The organism is Phycisphaerales bacterium, from assembly GCA_020852515.1.
In the GTDB taxonomy this organism is placed as follows: Bacteria; Planctomycetota; Phycisphaerae; order Phycisphaerales; family UBA5793; genus UBA5793.
The window spans coordinates 526161-543086 of record JADZAS010000013.1 but is presented as its reverse complement, the minus strand read 5'-3'; the positions used below and the strand labels follow the sequence as shown (position 1 = coordinate 543086).

The window sequence follows — 16926 nt, the reverse complement described above, 5'->3', positions numbered from 1 at the left end:
GAGGGAATCGGGCGTCGCTGTCAAGGAAAAACCCGCAGATTATCGGAAACCTGCAAAAGCAGCCGTGCCACCACCTCCGCCGTCGCGCCGGCCGATGCATCGCCTGCGGCTACGACCTCCGCGGCGCCGTACACCCCGTCTGTCCCGAATGCGGCACTCCTCATGATCGAGTCGTGTAGGGGCCGCTGTTCTGCTTGCCGTGAGGGCGATCGAACGGGATCCCGGGCGGGGGCTTTGAGTGTATCACAGACTCGATGTGCCTCGCGCATCGGCCGCCCCACCGCCGGGCCGGCGCAGAGCCTTGTCCCGACCTACATAGCATCCCCCAATGCCCCGCCGCGACCAACCCGGCGCCTTCCGCCGACTCGCCAGACGCGCCGTCCTCTGCCTCCTCTTGGGCGCGGTCGTTCAGTACCTCGTCGCCGTGGGCTTCGGTGTGGTCAAGTCCCCGACCATTCGAAAGAGGTTGCTCGCAGCCACCGCGCAGGAAGGGGATCGAAGCCTCCGTCTCGAAGTCGATTGCAGGCGCGCGCCGGGCAAAGATGTGCTAGGCCTTGTTTTCTCGGTCGCGGTGGGGTCAGACCTGCAGGATGTGAGCGACTATCAGGTCTGGCCCGATTGGAAGCGGCTCGAGTGGCAGGAAGTCATCTGGGGTCAGAGTTCAGGTATTCCGACGACTTATCTGCCAGCCAGACCGCCATCGTGGCTACGACCCGAGAAGGTCGCGCCGCGCCCGTTTCCGTCTGGTGTGCAGGCGCCATCGCTCTCAATCGGGATCGAAGTCGGTTGTGGTTGGCCGTGGCGCAGTGCGTCCTATTTTGGGCGTTGGCCATGGCCGGATCGCGGGGAGTTTGAAGTGGAAGATGGTCTGGTCGTCGAGAACATGCAGTCGTCACGGACCATTACCCCGCGCGTCATCCCGCTGCGCATCATCTGGCCCGGCGCGATCATTAACACTCTTCTCTATGTCGCCGTCCTCTTCGTTCCGTTCACACTCGTGCCAATCACGCGCCACCACCTCCGCCGCCGCGCCGGGCGCTGCACCGCCTGCGGCTACGACCTTCGCGGCGCTGCCCACCCCGTGTGTCCCGAATGCGGCACGCCTCGTGATCGAGTCGCGTAGGGGCCGCTGTTCTGCTTGCCGTGAGGGCGATCGAACGGGATCCCGGGCGGGGGCTTTGCGTGTATCACAGGCTCGATGTGCCTCGCGCATCGGCCGCCCGACCGCCGGGCCTGCGCCGAGCCTTGTCCCGACCTACTTACCATCCCGCATGTCTCGCCGCGACCAGCCCGGCGCTCTCCGTCGATTTTCCAGACGCGTCTCCCAACCTGGCGCGACGGCGGCCCAGGCATGGCTATGCCCGGGCGTTGTTCATCGCCTCGCTGCCTCGATGCCCAGATCCCTCAGTGCCCCGATGCTTTCTCCCACACCCGCACTCCCGTTTGCGCCTTCTGTGCCTCTTCGCGGCCACTCCTCGTCGCTTCGATGCCGATTTGGGCTCGCTGGGTGACCATCGGCTTCCAATCGACTCGCGGCCTCGCTCATGGCAAGCCGACGACGGCTGGCGCCGCTCACCCCTTCACCCCTTCACCCCTCACCCCACTCACCCAATCACTCCTCTGGACCGCCGCCGGGCCGGGGCTACGATTGCCGTCTCGGAATGCGGGATCGACTTCCCTGGTGGGACGCCCCTTTCGACAACGCTGACAGATACGGAGCCCGGTCGGTATGCCGACGATTAATCAATTGGTTCGCAATCCCCGCGTCTCGCCCAAGCCCAAGAGCAAGGTCAAGGACCTTGCCGCCTGCCCGCAGAAGCGCGGCGTGTGCCTGCAGGTCAAGACGGTCACGCCCAAGAAGCCCAACTCGGCGCTTCGCAAGGTCTGCCGCGTCCGCCTGAGCAACGGCAAGGAAATCACCGCGTACATCGGCGGCGAAGGGCACAACCTCCAGGAACACTCGATCGTGCTCGTCCGCGGCGGCCGCGTCCGCGATCTGCCCGGCGTGCGCTACCACGTGGTCCGCGGGGCGCTGGACTGCCTCGGCGTGGACGGCCGCAAGCAGGGCCGATCGAAGTACGGCGCCAAGCGCGGCAAGTAAGCGCCGCCGGTCATCGCTCAGCGAGCGCCGTCGCAACCGGTTGAGCATCAACGCACCTTACCCGCGCTCGCAGTGAGCGCGGCACAACCAAACGGCAAGTAATCGCTCCCGGCCTCGCCAGCCGGCGCGGTGAACAGACGGGTCGATCGCATGATCGACCGGATGAGCCAGACAGGAGTTTGCAATGGCAGGACGGATCACCAAGTCAGACAAGCAGTTGCGGCCGGACCCGAAGTTTCAGAACACCACGCTCGCCCGCTTCATCAACTGCGTGATGAAAGACGGCAAGAAATCGGTCGCCGAGCGCGTCGTGTATGATGCGCTCGAACGCATCGCCGACCGGCTCGAGAAGGACAAGAACCAGGACCTGCCGCGCTCGGCGATCGAGATCTTCGAGCGGGCGATCAACAACGTCCGCCCGCAGGTGGAGGTTCGATCTAAGCGCGTCGGCGGCGCCAACTACCAGGTGCCCGTGCAGGTGAACCGCAAGCGGCAGCAGAGCCTCGCGTTCCGCTGGATTCTCGAAGCCTCGCGCGGCGAGAAGGGCAAGCCGATGTGCGACCGCCTCGCCCGCGAGTTGTACGACGCCGCCAAGGGCGAAGGCAAAGCGATGACGACCCGCGAGAACACGCACCGCATGGCGGATGCGAACAAGGCGTTTGCTCACTTCGCGTTCTGAGTTCCTCGCGACAAACAAATGACACCGGCAGCCGCAGGCGACAGTCTGCGGCTGTTCGTTTCTGGGTGGGGGCGCCGGCCCGGTGGAATGTCCCTGTTGCTCGCAGGCCGGGTTGCCAGTAAGATGGCTCGGTGGATGGACGGGAGCGGTATGCACACGTGGCGAGCCATCCAGAGCGCAGTGACGGCGGCGGTGCTGGCGACGACCGGTGTCGCGCTGGCTCAGTCGCCCGGCGCTGGGGGATCACCCGCCCAGCAACCCGCGCCCGCGCAGCCCGCTCAACCTCAACCTCAACCACAGGCGCCGGCGACCGCTTCGCCGGGCAATGACAAGCCGGCGTTCGTCGCGCCCGATACGGCGCTGCACATCGCCATCGAACGACTGCGAGAAGAGGGGCGGCAGTTTCGCGCCACCGGCAATCTGCCGCGTCAGGAGGCGGACTTCGCCCAATCGTTCGAATACTTCGTTCGGCCGCGCGACTTGCACGACGCCGTCGCCGCCGTGCAGGATCGGGAAGACGCGGCGGTGGACGGGTACATCCGCTGGCAATTGCTCAGTTTCGACGCCAACTGGGGCGCGATGGACGGCGATGCCTACGAGCGGCTCATCGGCAACCTGCCGCGCCTGCTTCGCTGCGCTTCGGCGGATACGCAGTCGCACGAAGCGCTCGAGCGGCTGGCGCTGGATGCCGGCCGCAACGCCGAAGTGCGTGCCGAACTCCAGCGGCGGTGGGATGCGATTCACTTTGACGACAAGCAGGTGGAACTGCTCAACCAGCCGGCGCTGAAGTTCCGCAACATGCTCGCTGACGCGATGCCCGAGACAGGCATGCGGCTGCTGGGTGTGCTCATCTTCGATCTGCAGGGCCGCATCGCCGCGGCCTGCGACACGCGGGCCGTGAAGTCGCGCATCACGCGCACGCTGCGCGAGCGGATGAATGATGACAGCATCACCATCGAGCAGCGCTGGCAGTTGATCCGCTACATCGAGGATCTGCCCGGCCCCGAGTCGAAGGTGGTGCGCGATGTCGTCGTGTATGCGGCGCAGCCGGCCGATGTGCTCTACAGCACGTATGCGATCCGATCGTCGGACGTAAAGAAGTGGACGGCGTACCTGAACCGGCACGAGCCGTGATGCGGCGGGCGCGGGTGAGGCAGGCATGGCTACTGGCATGGCAGGGGGCAACGGGACCGGTGAGCCGGTGAAGATCGGCATCGTCGGCTTCGGCCGCATGGCGGAGTTGTATCACCTGCCGCCGCTGCGACAGGCGGGCTGGCAGGTGCAGGCGGTGCTCGACGTCACGCCCGCGCGGCGCGAGGCGGCCAGGGCGCTGGGTGTGCCGCAGGTCTGCAGCGACATGGATGAGTTCGCTTCCAGCGGCGTGCAGGCGGCGCTGGTGGCGCCGCATTCGAGCGTGCGGCTGAGCGTGGTGGAGCCGCTGGCCGAACGCGGCATTCACGTGCTCATCGAAAAGCCGCTGGCGATGACGGCCGCCGAGGGGCAGCGCATCTGCGAGTTCTGCGAGCGCTGCGGCGTACTGTGCAGCGTCTATCACAACCGGCGCTGGGACGCGGACTTTCTTCGCGTGCGGCAGATCGTGCAGAGTGGGTTCATCGGCCGGCCGCTGCGCGTCGAGAATCGCCTCTTCGAGCGCGAGCCGGCGACGCGCTTCGGAGCGCCCGAGTTCCACCAGCAGTGGCGCATCACCGCGGCGCTGGGCGGCGGCACGATGCTCGACTGGGGGCCGCACCTGCTCGACCAGGTCCTCACGCTCATGCATGACGCCGGCTCCGTCGTCATGGTGCTCGGCGAAGTGCGGCACGTGCACTACGGCGATGCCGATGATCACTTCATGATCGATCTGCTCTTCGAAGATGGCTCGCGGGCGCTGGTGGGCAAGAGCGATGTCGCGCCCATCGGCCCGGCATGCAAGTGGATCGTGGTAGGCGAGCGCGGCTCGCTGATCGGCCACTGGGAGTCGGCGACGGCGCGAAACACGGACGAGGCTGAGCAGATCATCACGCAGACGCCACCGCCGGCCGATCTGCACCGCAACTTTCTCGAGGCGGTGCGCGACGGGCAACCCCTGCTGGTCACGGCCCGGCAGTCGTTGCGCGTAGTCGAGATCTTCGACGCAGCGCGGGAGAGCGCGACCCGTGGAGAGAGTGTGCGAGTGCGGATTTGATGGGCGACGCAGTTCAGCCCCGATGCGGGCTGTCATGGGGCGCACCGTTGGTGCTCCAGACATTCAGAGCGTTGCCGACTTTTGGCTCACGTCGGTTCGCGGGCGACGATCATGCTGATGAGGCGGTAGACGAGTTTGGCGGCGGCGAAGGCGCTGGCGTGGTGGCCGGGCATGGGGAGCAGTTCGACCACGTCGAACGCCGCGATGCGCCGTTTGGCCACAACGCGACTGAGAAAGCGATCGACTTCATTCCACGACAGCCCGCCGGGCTCGGGCGTGCCGGTCGCGGGGATGAGACTCGGATCGAACGCATCGAGGTCGATGGTGAGGTAGACATCATCGCTGAGCAGGTCGATGGCGCGATCCATCCACGACGCATCGGCGCTCTGCACGATGTGGTGCGCGAAGAAGACCCGATCGGGCTCCATCGTCTCCGCCTCCGCGGCGTCGATGGCGCGGATGCCAACCTGCACGATCGGACACCACTGCCGGGCCCACGCCATGACGCAGGCGTGGCTGTAGGTGTTGCCCTCGTACTCCTCGCGCGTGTCGCCGTGCGCATCGATCTGAAGGACGCTCAGGCCCTTGACGCGGCGGGCGGCGGCGCGGATGGCGCCGATGGACACGCTGTGCTCGCCGCCGAGGATGATGGGCAGCTGTTCGCGATCGAAGATCGCATCGACGGCCGCCTCAACGCGCTCGGCGAGCTCCTTCGAAGAACCCTTCCACTCGATGGCCGGCAGCGTCGTGATGCCGCGCCGGCAGGGCTCGGAGTTGGTCTGGATGTCGTACCATTCGACCGTGGCCGAGGCGTCGATGATCGCGGCCGGGCCCTTGTCGGCGCCCTTCTGCCAACTGCTCGTCTCGTCGTAGGGCACGGGGAGCACGGCAAAGCGCGAGTGCAGCGGATCGCGCATCTCGGCAGGCAGGTCGAGGAAGCCGGGGTTGCGCGGCTGGTGGTGGTAGGCCATCGTCGCTCTCGATCAGCTCAGCAAGGCGATTGGAAAGGCGGTCAGTCGGCGTTCTTGGGGCCGGCGGTGCTGCCGGGTTCGAGATAGGTGTAACTCTCAAGGCCGTCCTTGTAGAAACGCAGCAGCAACTGGCTCTCGCGCACGGTGAAGCGCTTGTTCTTGACGGCCTGCTCGCAGTCGCGGCGGAGGGTCTGTTCGAGTTTGTCTACGTCGTACTGGACGTAGCCGAGCACGGAGCGAACCTTGTCGCCCTCGATGAGTTCATCGATGGACCAGTCGCCGCTGTCATCCATGCTCAGGTGCACGACGTGCGTGTCGCCGAAGAGGTTGTGCAGGTCGCCCAGCGTCTCCTGGTAGGCGCCCACGAGAAACGCGCCGAGGTAATACTCCTCACCCGGAGCGACTTCGTGCAGTTCCAGCGTTTTGCGGATGTCGCGGCGATCGACGAAGCGGTCGATCTTGCCGTCGCTGTCGCAGGTGATGTCGGCGAGCACGCCCTGTCGCGTGGGCCGCTCGTTGAGGCGCTGCAGGGGGATGACGGGGAAGATCTGATCGACGGCCCACGAGTCAGGCAGCGACTGGAACAGCGAGAAGTTGCAGAAGTAGGTGTCGCTGAGGATGACCTCGAGGTCTTCGAATTCTTCGGGCACGGATTCGAGGCCGCGGCAGACATCGCGCACCTTGGCGCACACGCCCCAGAAGAGCCGCTCGGCCATGCCGCGCATGCGCAGCGTCATGTAGCCGAGGTTGAAGAGGTTCATCGCTTCGTCGCGGGCCTGCATGGCGTCGTGGTAGGCCTCGACGAGACGGCGCGGGCCGACGCTGTTATACGCTTCGAAGAGGTCGTAGATCGGCTGGGGAATCTCCTCTTCGGGCGCGCCGGCCTCGTCCATCGACTGCGGAATGGGAAATCGGTCGAGGCCGCTGCTGCCAAGCACGTTGAACACGAGAATGCTGTGGTAAGCGACCATGGCCCGGCCGCACTCGGTGACGATCGTGGGGTGCTCGACGTCGTGGTCTTCGCAGACGGTCTTGATGCGATAGACGACGTCGCTGGCGTATTCGACGAGGGTGTAGTTCATCGACGATTCGAAGTTGGTCTGCGAGCCGTCGTAATCGACGCCCATGCCGCCGCCGACGTCCATGTACTTGAGGCCGGCGCCGAGCTTGACGAGTTCGACGTAGACGTGGGCGAGTTCGTTGACGGCGGTCTTGACGTGGCGGATGTCGTAGATCTGGCTGCCGATGTGGCAATGGAGCAGTTGCAGGCAGTCAGCCATGTCCCTTTCCTTGAGGAAATCGACCATGCGGAGGATTTCGCTCACGAACAGGCCGAACTTCGATCGCGCTCCCGCCGAGGTCTTCCACCGCCCCACGCCCTGACTGGCGAGCTTGACGCGCACGCCGATCTTCGGCCGCACGTCGTACTTCTGCGCGTACTTGGCGATGAGCAGCAGTTCGTGGAAACTCTCGACCACGGGGATGATGTTGCGCCCGAGTTTGGTGGCGAGGATGACGGCCTCGATGTACTTGTCATCCTTGAAGCCGTTGCAGACGATCAGCCGGCCATTGGCGTCGGGCGTCATGCCGAGCACGGCGAGCAGTTCGGGCTTGGAGCCGACCTCGAGGCCGAACTCGAATTCCTTGCCGAAGCGGTAGACCTCTTCGACGACGAGGCGCTGCTGGTTGACCTTGACGGGATAGACAGCGCGGTAGGCGCCGCGGTATTCGTTCTCGGCCATGGCGGTGCGGAAGGCCCCGGCGATGTCCTGCAGGCGGGTCTGGAGGATGCCGTTGAAGCGCAGCAGCACCGGAGAGTGGATATCGCGCTCTTTGAGGCCGTCGATGACCTCGGTGAGGTCGATCTCGGCCTTGGCGTCGCGCGTCGGTCGGACCACGACGTGGCCCGAACTGTTGATGCTGAAATAGCCCTTGCCCCACGCTTCGATGTCGTAGAGGTCAACGGCGTCGTCGATGGTCCACGCGGGGTCGAGCACCCCGCGCCCGGGCTTGGCAATTGTGGTCATAGGTGAATTGTAGACGAGGCGGCGGCGGGGTTGAGGGGCAGTTGCCGGTGATGGCGACGATGGGCCGGCACGGTACCGCCCCCTCGCCTGGGCAGGCATTCGTCAAGCAGCATCGCATCGCGAATCAGCATCTGTCTGCTGCTTGGCCGCTATGCCGATCGGCGCTGCGGCGGCGGGTCCGTGATGTCGATCCGAATCTCCTTGTTCAGTGCGTCGGCGTAGCGCATGAGCGTGTCGATGGTCGGATTCGGATCGGGGTCGTTTTCGAGCCGAGACAGGTTGGCCTTGCCGATCCCGGACCGTTCGCCCACGTCGGTCAGGCTCAGTCCCAGGCGCTGCCGCTCGGCCTTGAGGAGTTGTACGATGTCGCGCAGGGCGTCGTGCCGGGCCCGGACGGCGCGGCCTCGTCGCCTGATCGAGTCCCCCTCGTCGCGGTCGATCTGCTCAGCAAGGCGATTCAGTTCGCGGACGCGGTGGGACGGAAGTTTTTTGGATGACCTGCGAATGGGTTGAGGCATGTCATTACTCCTCTACGTCAAATGCGGTAATGGGATAAACCGTGATCTCATCGATCGGCTCGTAGACCACCGCCAGGAATCGTCCGCTGGGCGTCCGTCCGAAAGCGATCGGGCGACCCGATGATTCGCTGACATCGCCGTCGAGCGGGTTCTGCAACACCGCTTCAACTTCCGCGGGAGAGATTCCGTGCAAAGCAATGTGCTGGACGTTGCCCTTTGGCCCGTCAATCCAGATCACTTCCAGCCAGGGCATTCGCCTCTCCTTGCCGCTGTTATCATATAATACAACGCCCGGCGCCGCTTGTCAACCGGCTGGCTCTGGGTTCGGTTGCTTGAGCCACCGGCGGGGTCGAGTACACTTGCCGCATGGGGCTGCCGTTTCCCATCGACCTGTACGACTCGATCAGCAGCGAGATCTGCCGCGTCGGCGAGCGGATGTGGCGGCAGGGCTTCTGCGCCGGCAGCGATGGCAACATCTCGGCGCGCCTCGACGATGACCTCATCATCATCACCCCCAGCGGAGTGAGCAAAGGCGACATGCGCTCTGACAGCATGTGCGTCGTGCGCGTCGAGGACGGCTCGCTCATCCACGGCCCGCATCCCAGCAGCGAGCGGGCGGTGCACCTGGCTGTCTACCGCGCCCGCCACGACGTCGAAGCCGTGATCCACTCGCACGCGCCGCGGAGCACGGCGTGGGCATGCACGGGTGAGCCGTTGCCCGAAGCGGTTCATCCCGAGGCGGAACTGCTGCTGGGCCGCATTCCCATCGTGCCCTACGTCACGCCCGGCACCGGCCTGCTCGCCGAGGCGACGGCCGAAGCGCTCACGTCCCACACCGCCGCGATGCTGCTGGGCAACCACGGCACGGTGACGCTGGGCGATTCGCTCGAGACCGCCTTGGCCCGGCTGGAGATGCTCGAATCCTACTGCCGTCTGGTGATCGAGCTGAGCCTGCTGGGGAAGATGCGCCGCCTGAGCGAGACGGAGATGGCCGATCTGCTGAAGGTCAAGCGCGAGATGTGGGGGCTGGGCGACGATCGGGACTGAAATGAGGCATCCAGGCATCAGGGCGCCGAGGCATCGAGAAGTGCATTGCGGCGTTCAGGTATCAGGGCCAAATTCCTCTTGAACCCAACCAAAGCCCTCTCTGCCGCGTATTGTTTACGGATCGGCGCGGCCGGAATGGCTGCGAGGGCTGAAAAACGCCCTTCCCGCAACCGCTTGAGTGACTTTCTGCCTCTCGAAAGGGGGTGATCGGCGATGGCCACGAGCTTCAGCGCCCTGTGCACCGACTTCTACATCAACCAGAAACTGGCGCTGAAGATGGACCTGCCGACCGGGCGGGAGACCGTCCTGGACCTCTTTGACCGCATCCGCAAGTTTCGCCCCACCATGAACCGCTTCCGGCGCTTCGAAGGCGAACTGGCTCTTGAATCGACCTCCAGCGCCGGGCAGTACGACTGGGTCGCCCTGCGCCAGACCGCCGCGCGCAGCGGCACGGTCAACCCTGAAAGCCTCGCGCAGGCGTACCAGCTCCATCGCATGCTGCTTGAGGTGGCGCCGTTCTACCTGAGCATCAGCCCGCTGGATGTGGACTACCTCGAACTCATGTTCGGCTTCGATCTCGAAGCGCCGGGCAACCACGATGACATCGTGTACGAGGCGCTGCTGGCCGACACGCCGCTGGGCCGCGTGGTCGATGCCGACCGGCTCATCGCGATGGATGTGCAGCCGTTCCTCACCTTCGCGCTCGATCCCGAGCGCCAGGTGCAGGTGAATTTCGAAGTCAAGACGCGCAGCGGCGAATCCGAGGCGAGCGAGGACAGCCCGCCCCCGGCCGACTCGGGCGGCGGCGATGAGCCGATCAGCGTGTTCCTGAGCCTGCGCCGCATCGGCCCGATTGAGCACATCGAAGAACTGCCGAGAATCTTTGAAATGCTCGCGGCGACAGCCGAGGAAATCGCGCACGACCGGGTCATTCCGCACCTGCTCATGCCCATCAGCAAGGCGATCAGTTCGCGGAGCCGGTAACGGTGCTGTTTGGTCGTGACATGCCGGGCAAAGCCCAGCGCGCCCAGTGGGGCCGCGAGTTTGTCGAAGCGCGCAGTCCTTATGCGCTGGTGGCGGGAATGCTTGGCCTGGCAGCGCCGATCGACGGGCTGGTCTTTGTGCCGCTGTCGCTGGCGGCGATCGTCGTGGCGGTGATGGGCTGGCGCCACATCGACCGCAACCCGCACCTGCTGGGCAGGCGCCTGTGCGTCCTCGGCGCGGTTGGCGGCGTGATCGGTTGCGCGTTGTTTGTGGGGTTGCGGATGTGGGAAGGGTGATGAACTCTCCGCAGCGTCCGGCGCCGATGATCTGAAAGAATACCGGTGAATCGAGGGAATGGGATCAGACGCGCCGACGTCGCGATTGCAGGCGAGCCTGCGCGCAGAGTTGCACCGGAAAGGGCCGGATCATGACGGAGTCTCGTGCAGTCGTACTGGTGCTGATTGTTTCGCTCGTCGCGCTTCCCGGGTGCACCCTCCTGTTTGGCGACAAGTGGATCGACGACATGATGACATCGCCGGAGTTCGTCTGCGCTCTGATTCAGGCGAGCGATGAGATCGAGTTCGGCGACCTGCCGGACGACGCAGTTGTGGCCGTGGTGGACGTCGCGGACGACGGTACAGCGTGGGCGGTCCTCCTGCACGGCAAAGACGAGCGGCTGCAGTATTTCTGCGAGATGTGCGATGGAGACATGGCTGACATGCAACAACTCTGGAGCCATCGCATCGTGCACTACCCCGACCCCGAGACGGCGCAGCGGATGATCCCCCTGGAGTACGCGGACGTTCGTCGAGTCCTGGTGATGGGCGAACTCGATGAAGATCCAGATGTTGAGCCTGAGAACTGATCGCTAGACTCGGACTTGTCGTGCCCGTGGGAACGCCTTCGGTCCTGGCATCACAACCGAGGATGGAATCGTTCTGCGGTGGCGGCGACATCGGCGGCGCGCCGTTCGTATAGTTGCCGGTGTGGGGCGGTCGGCGCGTTCAGGAGTTTGCAAGTGGACATCGGTGGACCCGGGCTTGTGCTTTGCCTGCTCTTTCTCGTCGGCGCTCCCGGCACCACGTGGGCCATCTGGGCGCTGCGGGCCCGCTCCTTCCACCAACGCGTATGGAAGTGGCGCATTCACACGGTCGGCACCATTGCGTACTACGTCACGTTGGTTTCTCTTTATACGGTGGTTTTCACTTCCCCAACAGAAACTCCCGCCACCTCGCTTGGCTGCATGTGGTTGTTTGCGGGGCTGCTGCCGACCGGATGGAATCTCGCTGCTGCTTTTGACCTGAGGCCTCCGGATGGCATTCCGCGCTGCCGCAAGTGCGGTTATGATCTGCGCGGATCGACCAGCGGCCGCTGCCCGGAGTGTGGAACGGATCATTCTCCTCGCCGCTGACCTCTCCGCGAACTCCGCGTCTCTGCGTGAGAATCAGACTTCCCGTCGCGTCAAACCCTTCGGCCCCAAGGTCACAATCGTGAACGGGCCCGCGCTGCGGCCGGCGAGATAGGCGTTCACATCCTCCAGCGTCACCGCATCCACCTGGTCGCGCACCTCATCCAGCGTGCGCGCTGCGCCGCGGTTGTAGAGGTCGTGGGCCAGCGACGACGCCCGGGCGCTGGTCGATTCGCCCTGCATGACCAGGCGCGACTTGAGGCCGACTACGGCACGCGCGAATTCCGATTCATCCACGCCGCTGTGCACGCGCTCGAGTTCCGCAATCAGCACATCGAGCGTCTCCTGGGCTCGCTCGGCGGTCGTGCCCGAGTAGGCGAAGATCGCGCCGAAGTCGCGCCCGGCCGCATACGAGGCGTGCACGCTGTAGCACAGTGACCGCTTCTCGCGCACCTCGGTGAAGAGCCGCCCGCTCATGCCGCCGCTGAGCACCGCCGTGGCGATGCGCTGTTTCATGTTGTTGGCATCGGGTTCAGGCGGCGCCGGGGCCGCGACGGCGATATGCACCTGCGCGATCGTCTCGGGTTCGTGGTGCATCCCCGGCGCCGGCCACGCCTGCGGCTTCGGTTCGACCGTTCCACCACTCCATCCGCTCAGGAGTTCATCGAGTTGTTTCGCCACTGCGGCGCCATCGACATCGCCTGCGAGCGCGAGGATCGAACCGCCGGGCCGGGCCCACTGCGACCACGCCTGCCGCGCCGCCTCCGGCGCGAGTTGCTTGACATCGTCCGCCTCGCCGTAGCCCGAGCGGTTGAACGGTTCGGGGAAGAAGTGCCTGCGCGCCAGCAGCATGGTGCGCTGCTGGTGCTCATCGTGCAGGCCTTCGATCGACTGGAGCGTCAGGTCGCGCACGGCTTCGAAGGACGCGTCTTCGAAGCGCGGCCGGGTGACGACGGAGGCAAGGATCGGCAGGGCCTCGGCGAGGCGCGAACCGATGAGCGTGGCGGAAATGGACAGGTGCCGCCCGCCGACGTGGCTGGATCGCTGCACGCCGCAGCGGTCCAGAGCGTCAGAGAGGCCGCGCGAATCGAGATCGCCCGCCCCCCGCCAGAGCCACTCGGCCAGGACGGTGCTCGCGCCGATCCGGCCCGGCTCATCCGAGGCGCTGCCCAGCGGCAGCAGCCAGGTCAGTGCGACCGACGAGGCGGTGTCGTGGCGCTCGACGAGCAGCGGCATGCCGCAGGCGAGGTCGAATCGTTCGATGTGGGGCATCGCGGCATCTCTCTGGCGGGTCACAATTGAGGCTCAAAGGCGATTCTAGCCGAAGGGTTGGCAGGCACGGTCCGCAGGCGGTTATTGCGCCAACCTGCTATGATGTGCCTTCGGTCGATCGGCCGGCTCGATGGGTTCGGGTGCACGTTCTTTCAGTGGTGGCATGGCCATGGCATACGCACGACAGGCGCGGTCTCTGAGCATCGCGGCCGCTCTCGCAGTGGGAGCAGCGCTGCTCGGCTCGCTGGCGGGCTGCGAGACGGCGGGCCAGGACATCGGCGAAGCGCTCAAGTTCAACACCCCTTCGCCCAGCCAGGCGGCGGCGTGGATGTTCCACCGCGACGCCGAGAAGCGCCGCCTGGGCATCACGCTCATCAGCAATGCGCCCTTCGGCGGCGAAGAGCCCTATCTCAAGGTCTACCGCGAGGCCGTCGCCGACACCGATCCGATGGTCCGCGCCGCCAGCGCTCATGCGCTCGGTCTGAACGGCCAGCCGGCCGATGCGCTGCTGCTGGCCAAGGCGCTCGAGGACTCGTCGCAACTGGTCCGCTGGGAGGCCGCCAAGGGCCTGCAGCGCATCCATAACGATCAGGCGGTCGCGCCGCTCATCGCGGCGATGGTCGAAGATGAAGATGTGGATGTGCGCATGGCCGCCGCCACCGCGCTGGGCCAGTACCGCGAGCGCCGCGTCATCGAGGGGCTCATCCGCGGCCTCGACGATCGCTCGCTGGGAGTGGCCGTGCACGCGCGCCGGTCGCTTCGCATCCTCACAGGCGAGAACTTCGGCACCGATCCCGTCGCCTGGCTCGACTGGAGCCGCAAAGCCGCCGAACCCTTCGCCAAGGGCGGCGTCTACACGTATCCCGTCTACACGCGCGACAAGACTTTGCTCGAGACGATCACGCCCTTTGGCCGGCCGGTCTTTGAAGAGCCTGGCGTGCCGGTGGGTTACCCCGATGCCGCGTCCGCTGCGCCCGCCGCCGCGCCGGGATCGTGAAGCCGATGCGCGCTCTCGTCTTCGACGGCAAATCGCTTTCGCTTGATGTTCGCCGCGCCGAGCCGGCCCCGGCCGAAGGCGAAGCGGTCATCCGTCCGCTGAAACTCGGCGTCTGCTCGACGGATCTGGAAATCTGCCGGGGTTACATGGGCTTCACGGGCGTGCTGGGTCACGAGTTCGTCGGCGTGGTCGAGTCGATCAGCGGGCCGGACACGCGGCGGCTGACCGGCAAGCGCGTGGTGGGGGGGATCAACGCCGTCTGCCTCAAGTGCGACATGTGCCGGGCGGGGCTGAGCACGCACTGCCGCAATCGCACGGTGCTTGGGATTCTCGGCCGCGACGGGTGTTTTGCGGATCGCTTCACCCTGCCGGCGATCAATCTTGTCGAAGTGCCCGAATCGATCGACAACGACACGGCCGTGTTCGCCGAGCCGCTGGCGGCAGCGCTGCACGCGGCGCGGCAGTTGCACGTCGAGGGTAAGCCGTACATCACGGTGCTCGGCGACGGGCGGCTTGGTTTGCTGTGCGTGCAAGTGATGGCGCAACTGAACGCATCGGTGCGATTGATCGGCAAGCATCCGGACAAAATGAACCTGTGCACGAAGTGGGGCATCAAGCACCGGCATGTGGATGACATCGGCCGCCGGGCGGATCAGGATGTGGTCGTCGATTGCACCGGCTCGGCCGAAGGGCTGGAGCTGGCGCTGCAACTGGTGCGCCCGCGCGGCAAGGTGCTGCTCAAGACGACCGTGGCGCCGACGATGCGCAAGACGGACCTCTCGCCGGTGGTCATCAATGAGATAGAGATCATCGGCAGCCGCTGCGGCTCGATTCCCGACGCGGTCGATGCGCTGCTGCGCAAGCAGGTGGACGTGGCGAGTTTGATCTCGCGCCGGTTCAAACTTGATGACGGGGTGAAAGCGCTGCAGACAGCAGCGCAGCCGGGGGTGATTAAAGTCTTGTTGGAGGTGTAGCTGCTTTCGCCCCGGAGGGGCGCGTGAGTGTAGCCACGGGTGGAGCGAAGCTCGGTGAGCGCAACCCGTGGAAGAGATGCGAGTTTATTCGCTTCGCCCCGAAGGGGCTCGCGACTCAACCGGCACGGCAGCGTCAGTCAATTACGTAGCGTTCTTCGTACTCGATCTCGTGCGCTTTGAGCAGACGAATCAGTTCAGTTGCGAAGTCCTCGCGCGCATGATGCTCGACCTGTCGCTGGATGTAGTTTCTAACTACCTGCTCCTGCGACTTGCTCACGGAGAAGACGGAGTAGCCCTCCTGCCACGCAAATGACTTGAGATCCGTGCGGGTTTCGTGAATCCAACGGGATGATCGTGTTTTGATGTTGCGGAGCAGGTTGGAGATCGATTCGTCGGGTCGCCAGCGAACAAGCAGGTGGACATGATCTTCGACGCCGCCGATCTCGTAGGCCGTTCCTTTTTCGGATCGGACGATGCCGCCGAGGTATGCGTGCAGGTGCGGCGCGAGTTCTTCGTTGATCCAGGGCTGGCGGCGCTTTGTGGAGAAGACGATGTGCAGCAGCAGTTGTGAATAAGTGCCGGACATGTGGGATTGTTGACGTCGTTTGTCATTCCTGCCTGTCACTGTGTGATGAATCTCGCGTGCCCCTTCGGGGCGGAGAGAGAAACGCGTGCGATTTCCACGGGTTGCGCTTGCGGGGCTGCGCCCGCGCTTTGCTTCACCCGTGGCTACATTCGAGCGCCCCTTCGGGGCGAAAGCCAGAACGCGCTTTGCGAGTGTAGTTCTGCGGGACTACCGACGATCAGTTCGCGAGCGTTACCACGCCACCGAACACCAAGCCGCCGAAGACGGCAGCAAGTACCAGTCGATACACGCCGAACGCGGTCAGGCCGTGCTTGTTGAGGAACGCGACGAGCCACTTCACGGCGAGCGCTGCCGAGATCGTGGCGACGAGAACGCCAACGAGGATCGGCACGGCGCCGAGTTGCGCCAGGTCATCGGTGTTCTTCATTGCCTTGAAGACGCACGCGCCCGCGAGTGTGGGCAGGCCGAGCAGGAAGGAGAATTCGGCGGCGTGTTTGGGCTTGAGGCCGAGCATCATGGCGCCGGCGATGGTCATCATCGACCGGCTCGTGCCGGGCCACATCGCCACGCATTGGAACAGGCCGATGAGCATCGCCTGAGCGACGGTCATGCTTTCGATGGTTGTGCCGATGGACGCGAGTTGGGAGTCGGCGGACGGTTGTTCGCCGGGTGGATTCCCGCCGGCGTGGGAATGGCAGCGCTTGTACCACACATCGATGGCGATCATCCACACCCCGCCGGTCGCCAGAGCCGCCACGACGGGCACCGGACGAAACAGGTACGTTTCAATCGTCTCAGCGAGCAGCGGACCCAGTACGGCCGCCGGCAGGAACGCGACGATGAGGTTGATGGCGAGTTTCAGCCCGGCCCCGTCGCGGCCGATCAGGCCACGCAGCATCTGCAGCACGCGCGGCCAGTAGAGCCCGAGCACCGCCAGAATCGCGCCGCCCTGAATGACAACGTTGAACGCATCGACGCTGGACTTCATCTCCGGCGTGTCGAGACCGAGCAGCCACGAGGTGAGAATGAGATGGCCCGTCGAAGAGATGGGCAGGAATTCGGTGATGCCTTCAACGAGCCCGAGGATGGCAGCCTGGAGTGGAGTCATTGGAGGGAAGCGGAAGGCATCGAGGCATCAAGGCATCAAGGCATCGAGGTACCGAGCAACTACTACAAG

The 16926-nt window shown here is 65.2% G+C and carries 19 protein-coding genes; 12 read left to right on the top strand and 7 right to left on the bottom strand.

Features of this window, described 5'->3' with window-relative positions; genetic code table 11:
• The first annotated feature begins 328 nt into the window (after positions 1-328).
• The 5 genes from IT430_08465 to IT430_08445 all read left to right on the top strand — a co-directional run bounded on the left by IT430_08465 (position 329) and on the right by IT430_08445 (position 4965).
• Positions 329-1123 carry a hypothetical protein gene (locus IT430_08465; GenBank protein ID MCC6907956.1) on the top strand — a complete coding sequence of 265 codons (795 nt, stop codon included), beginning with the start codon at positions 329-331 and terminating at the stop codon, positions 1121-1123.
• Positions 1124-1729: 606 nt separating this feature from the next.
• Positions 1730-2101 (top strand): 30S ribosomal protein S12, encoded by a 372-nt coding sequence (locus IT430_08460; protein ID MCC6907955.1) that lies wholly within the window; start codon positions 1730-1732, stop codon positions 2099-2101.
• A 184-nt stretch (positions 2102-2285) separates the two neighbouring features.
• Positions 2286-2780: a 30S ribosomal protein S7 gene (gene rpsG, locus IT430_08455; protein ID MCC6907954.1), complete on the top strand. Its 495-nt coding sequence runs from the start codon at positions 2286-2288 to the stop codon at positions 2778-2780.
• Positions 2781-2930: 150 nt separating this feature from the next.
• Positions 2931-3914 carry a hypothetical protein gene (locus IT430_08450; protein MCC6907953.1) on the top strand — a complete coding sequence of 328 codons (984 nt, stop codon included), beginning with the start codon at positions 2931-2933 and terminating at the stop codon, positions 3912-3914.
• Between the two features lie 25 nt (positions 3915-3939).
• On the top strand, positions 3940-4965 hold the full coding sequence (locus IT430_08445) for a Gfo/Idh/MocA family oxidoreductase (GenBank protein MCC6907952.1): 1026 nt from the start codon (positions 3940-3942) through the stop codon (positions 4963-4965).
• A gap of 86 nt (positions 4966-5051) precedes the next feature.
• On the opposite strand, the gene speB is transcribed toward IT430_08445, so the two are convergent.
• From speB to IT430_08425, 4 genes are all read right to left on the bottom strand, one after another.
• Positions 5052-5936 (bottom strand): agmatinase, encoded by an 885-nt coding sequence (speB, locus tag IT430_08440; GenBank protein MCC6907951.1) that lies wholly within the window; start codon positions 5934-5936, stop codon positions 5052-5054.
• A 41-nt stretch (positions 5937-5977) separates the two neighbouring features.
• Positions 5978-7963, bottom strand: a complete 1986-nt coding sequence (speA, locus tag IT430_08435; GenBank protein MCC6907950.1) for a biosynthetic arginine decarboxylase — start codon at positions 7961-7963, stop codon at positions 5978-5980.
• A 149-nt stretch (positions 7964-8112) separates the two neighbouring features.
• Positions 8113-8481, bottom strand: a complete 369-nt coding sequence (locus IT430_08430; GenBank protein MCC6907949.1) for a helix-turn-helix transcriptional regulator — start codon at positions 8479-8481, stop codon at positions 8113-8115.
• A 4-nt stretch (positions 8482-8485) separates the two neighbouring features.
• Positions 8486-8734 (bottom strand): hypothetical protein, encoded by a 249-nt coding sequence (locus tag IT430_08425; protein MCC6907948.1) that lies wholly within the window; start codon positions 8732-8734, stop codon positions 8486-8488.
• A 113-nt stretch (positions 8735-8847) separates the two neighbouring features.
• Between IT430_08425 and IT430_08420 the strand changes: the two genes are divergently transcribed.
• The 5 genes from IT430_08420 to IT430_08400 all read left to right on the top strand — a co-directional run bounded on the left by IT430_08420 (position 8848) and on the right by IT430_08400 (position 11923).
• Positions 8848-9528, top strand: a complete 681-nt coding sequence (locus IT430_08420; protein ID MCC6907947.1) for a class II aldolase/adducin family protein — start codon at positions 8848-8850, stop codon at positions 9526-9528.
• Positions 9529-9741: 213 nt separating this feature from the next.
• On the top strand, positions 9742-10512 hold the full coding sequence (locus IT430_08415) for a hypothetical protein (protein ID MCC6907946.1): 771 nt from the start codon (positions 9742-9744) through the stop codon (positions 10510-10512).
• A 2-nt stretch (positions 10513-10514) separates the two neighbouring features.
• Entirely contained in the window at positions 10515-10808 is a 294-nt protein-coding gene (locus tag IT430_08410; GenBank protein MCC6907945.1) for a hypothetical protein, read from the top strand.
• Between the two features lie 131 nt (positions 10809-10939).
• The gene (locus tag IT430_08405) at positions 10940-11377 is read left to right on the top strand and encodes a hypothetical protein (protein MCC6907944.1); all 438 of its coding nucleotides are present in this window, start codon (positions 10940-10942) and stop codon (positions 11375-11377) included.
• A gap of 153 nt (positions 11378-11530) precedes the next feature.
• Entirely contained in the window at positions 11531-11923 is a 393-nt protein-coding gene (locus IT430_08400; GenBank protein ID MCC6907943.1) for a hypothetical protein, read from the top strand.
• Positions 11924-11956: 33 nt separating this feature from the next.
• Here IT430_08400 and IT430_08395 read toward each other — a convergent pair whose 3' ends face one another.
• Complete coding sequence (locus tag IT430_08395; protein ID MCC6907942.1) at positions 11957-13192, bottom strand: insulinase family protein; 1236 nt, start codon at positions 13190-13192, stop codon at positions 11957-11959.
• Positions 13193-13361: 169 nt separating this feature from the next.
• Here IT430_08395 and IT430_08390 point away from each other — a divergent pair, with 169 nt between their 5' ends.
• Together IT430_08390 and IT430_08385 are read left to right on the top strand one after the other, a co-directional pair.
• Complete coding sequence (locus IT430_08390) at positions 13362-14189, top strand: HEAT repeat domain-containing protein (protein MCC6907941.1); 828 nt, start codon at positions 13362-13364, stop codon at positions 14187-14189.
• Positions 14190-14194: 5 nt separating this feature from the next.
• Complete coding sequence (locus tag IT430_08385) at positions 14195-15163, top strand: alcohol dehydrogenase catalytic domain-containing protein (protein MCC6907940.1); 969 nt, start codon at positions 14195-14197, stop codon at positions 15161-15163.
• Between the two features lie 133 nt (positions 15164-15296).
• Here IT430_08385 and tnpA read toward each other — a convergent pair whose 3' ends face one another.
• Both tnpA and IT430_08375 read right to left on the bottom strand, forming a co-directional pair.
• Positions 15297-15749, bottom strand: coding sequence for an IS200/IS605 family transposase (gene tnpA / locus IT430_08380; GenBank protein MCC6907939.1), 453 nt, complete (start codon positions 15747-15749; stop codon positions 15297-15299).
• A gap of 217 nt (positions 15750-15966) precedes the next feature.
• Entirely contained in the window at positions 15967-16857 is an 891-nt protein-coding gene (locus IT430_08375; GenBank protein MCC6907938.1) for an undecaprenyl-diphosphate phosphatase, read from the bottom strand.
• Positions 16858-16926: the final 69 nt, after the last annotated feature.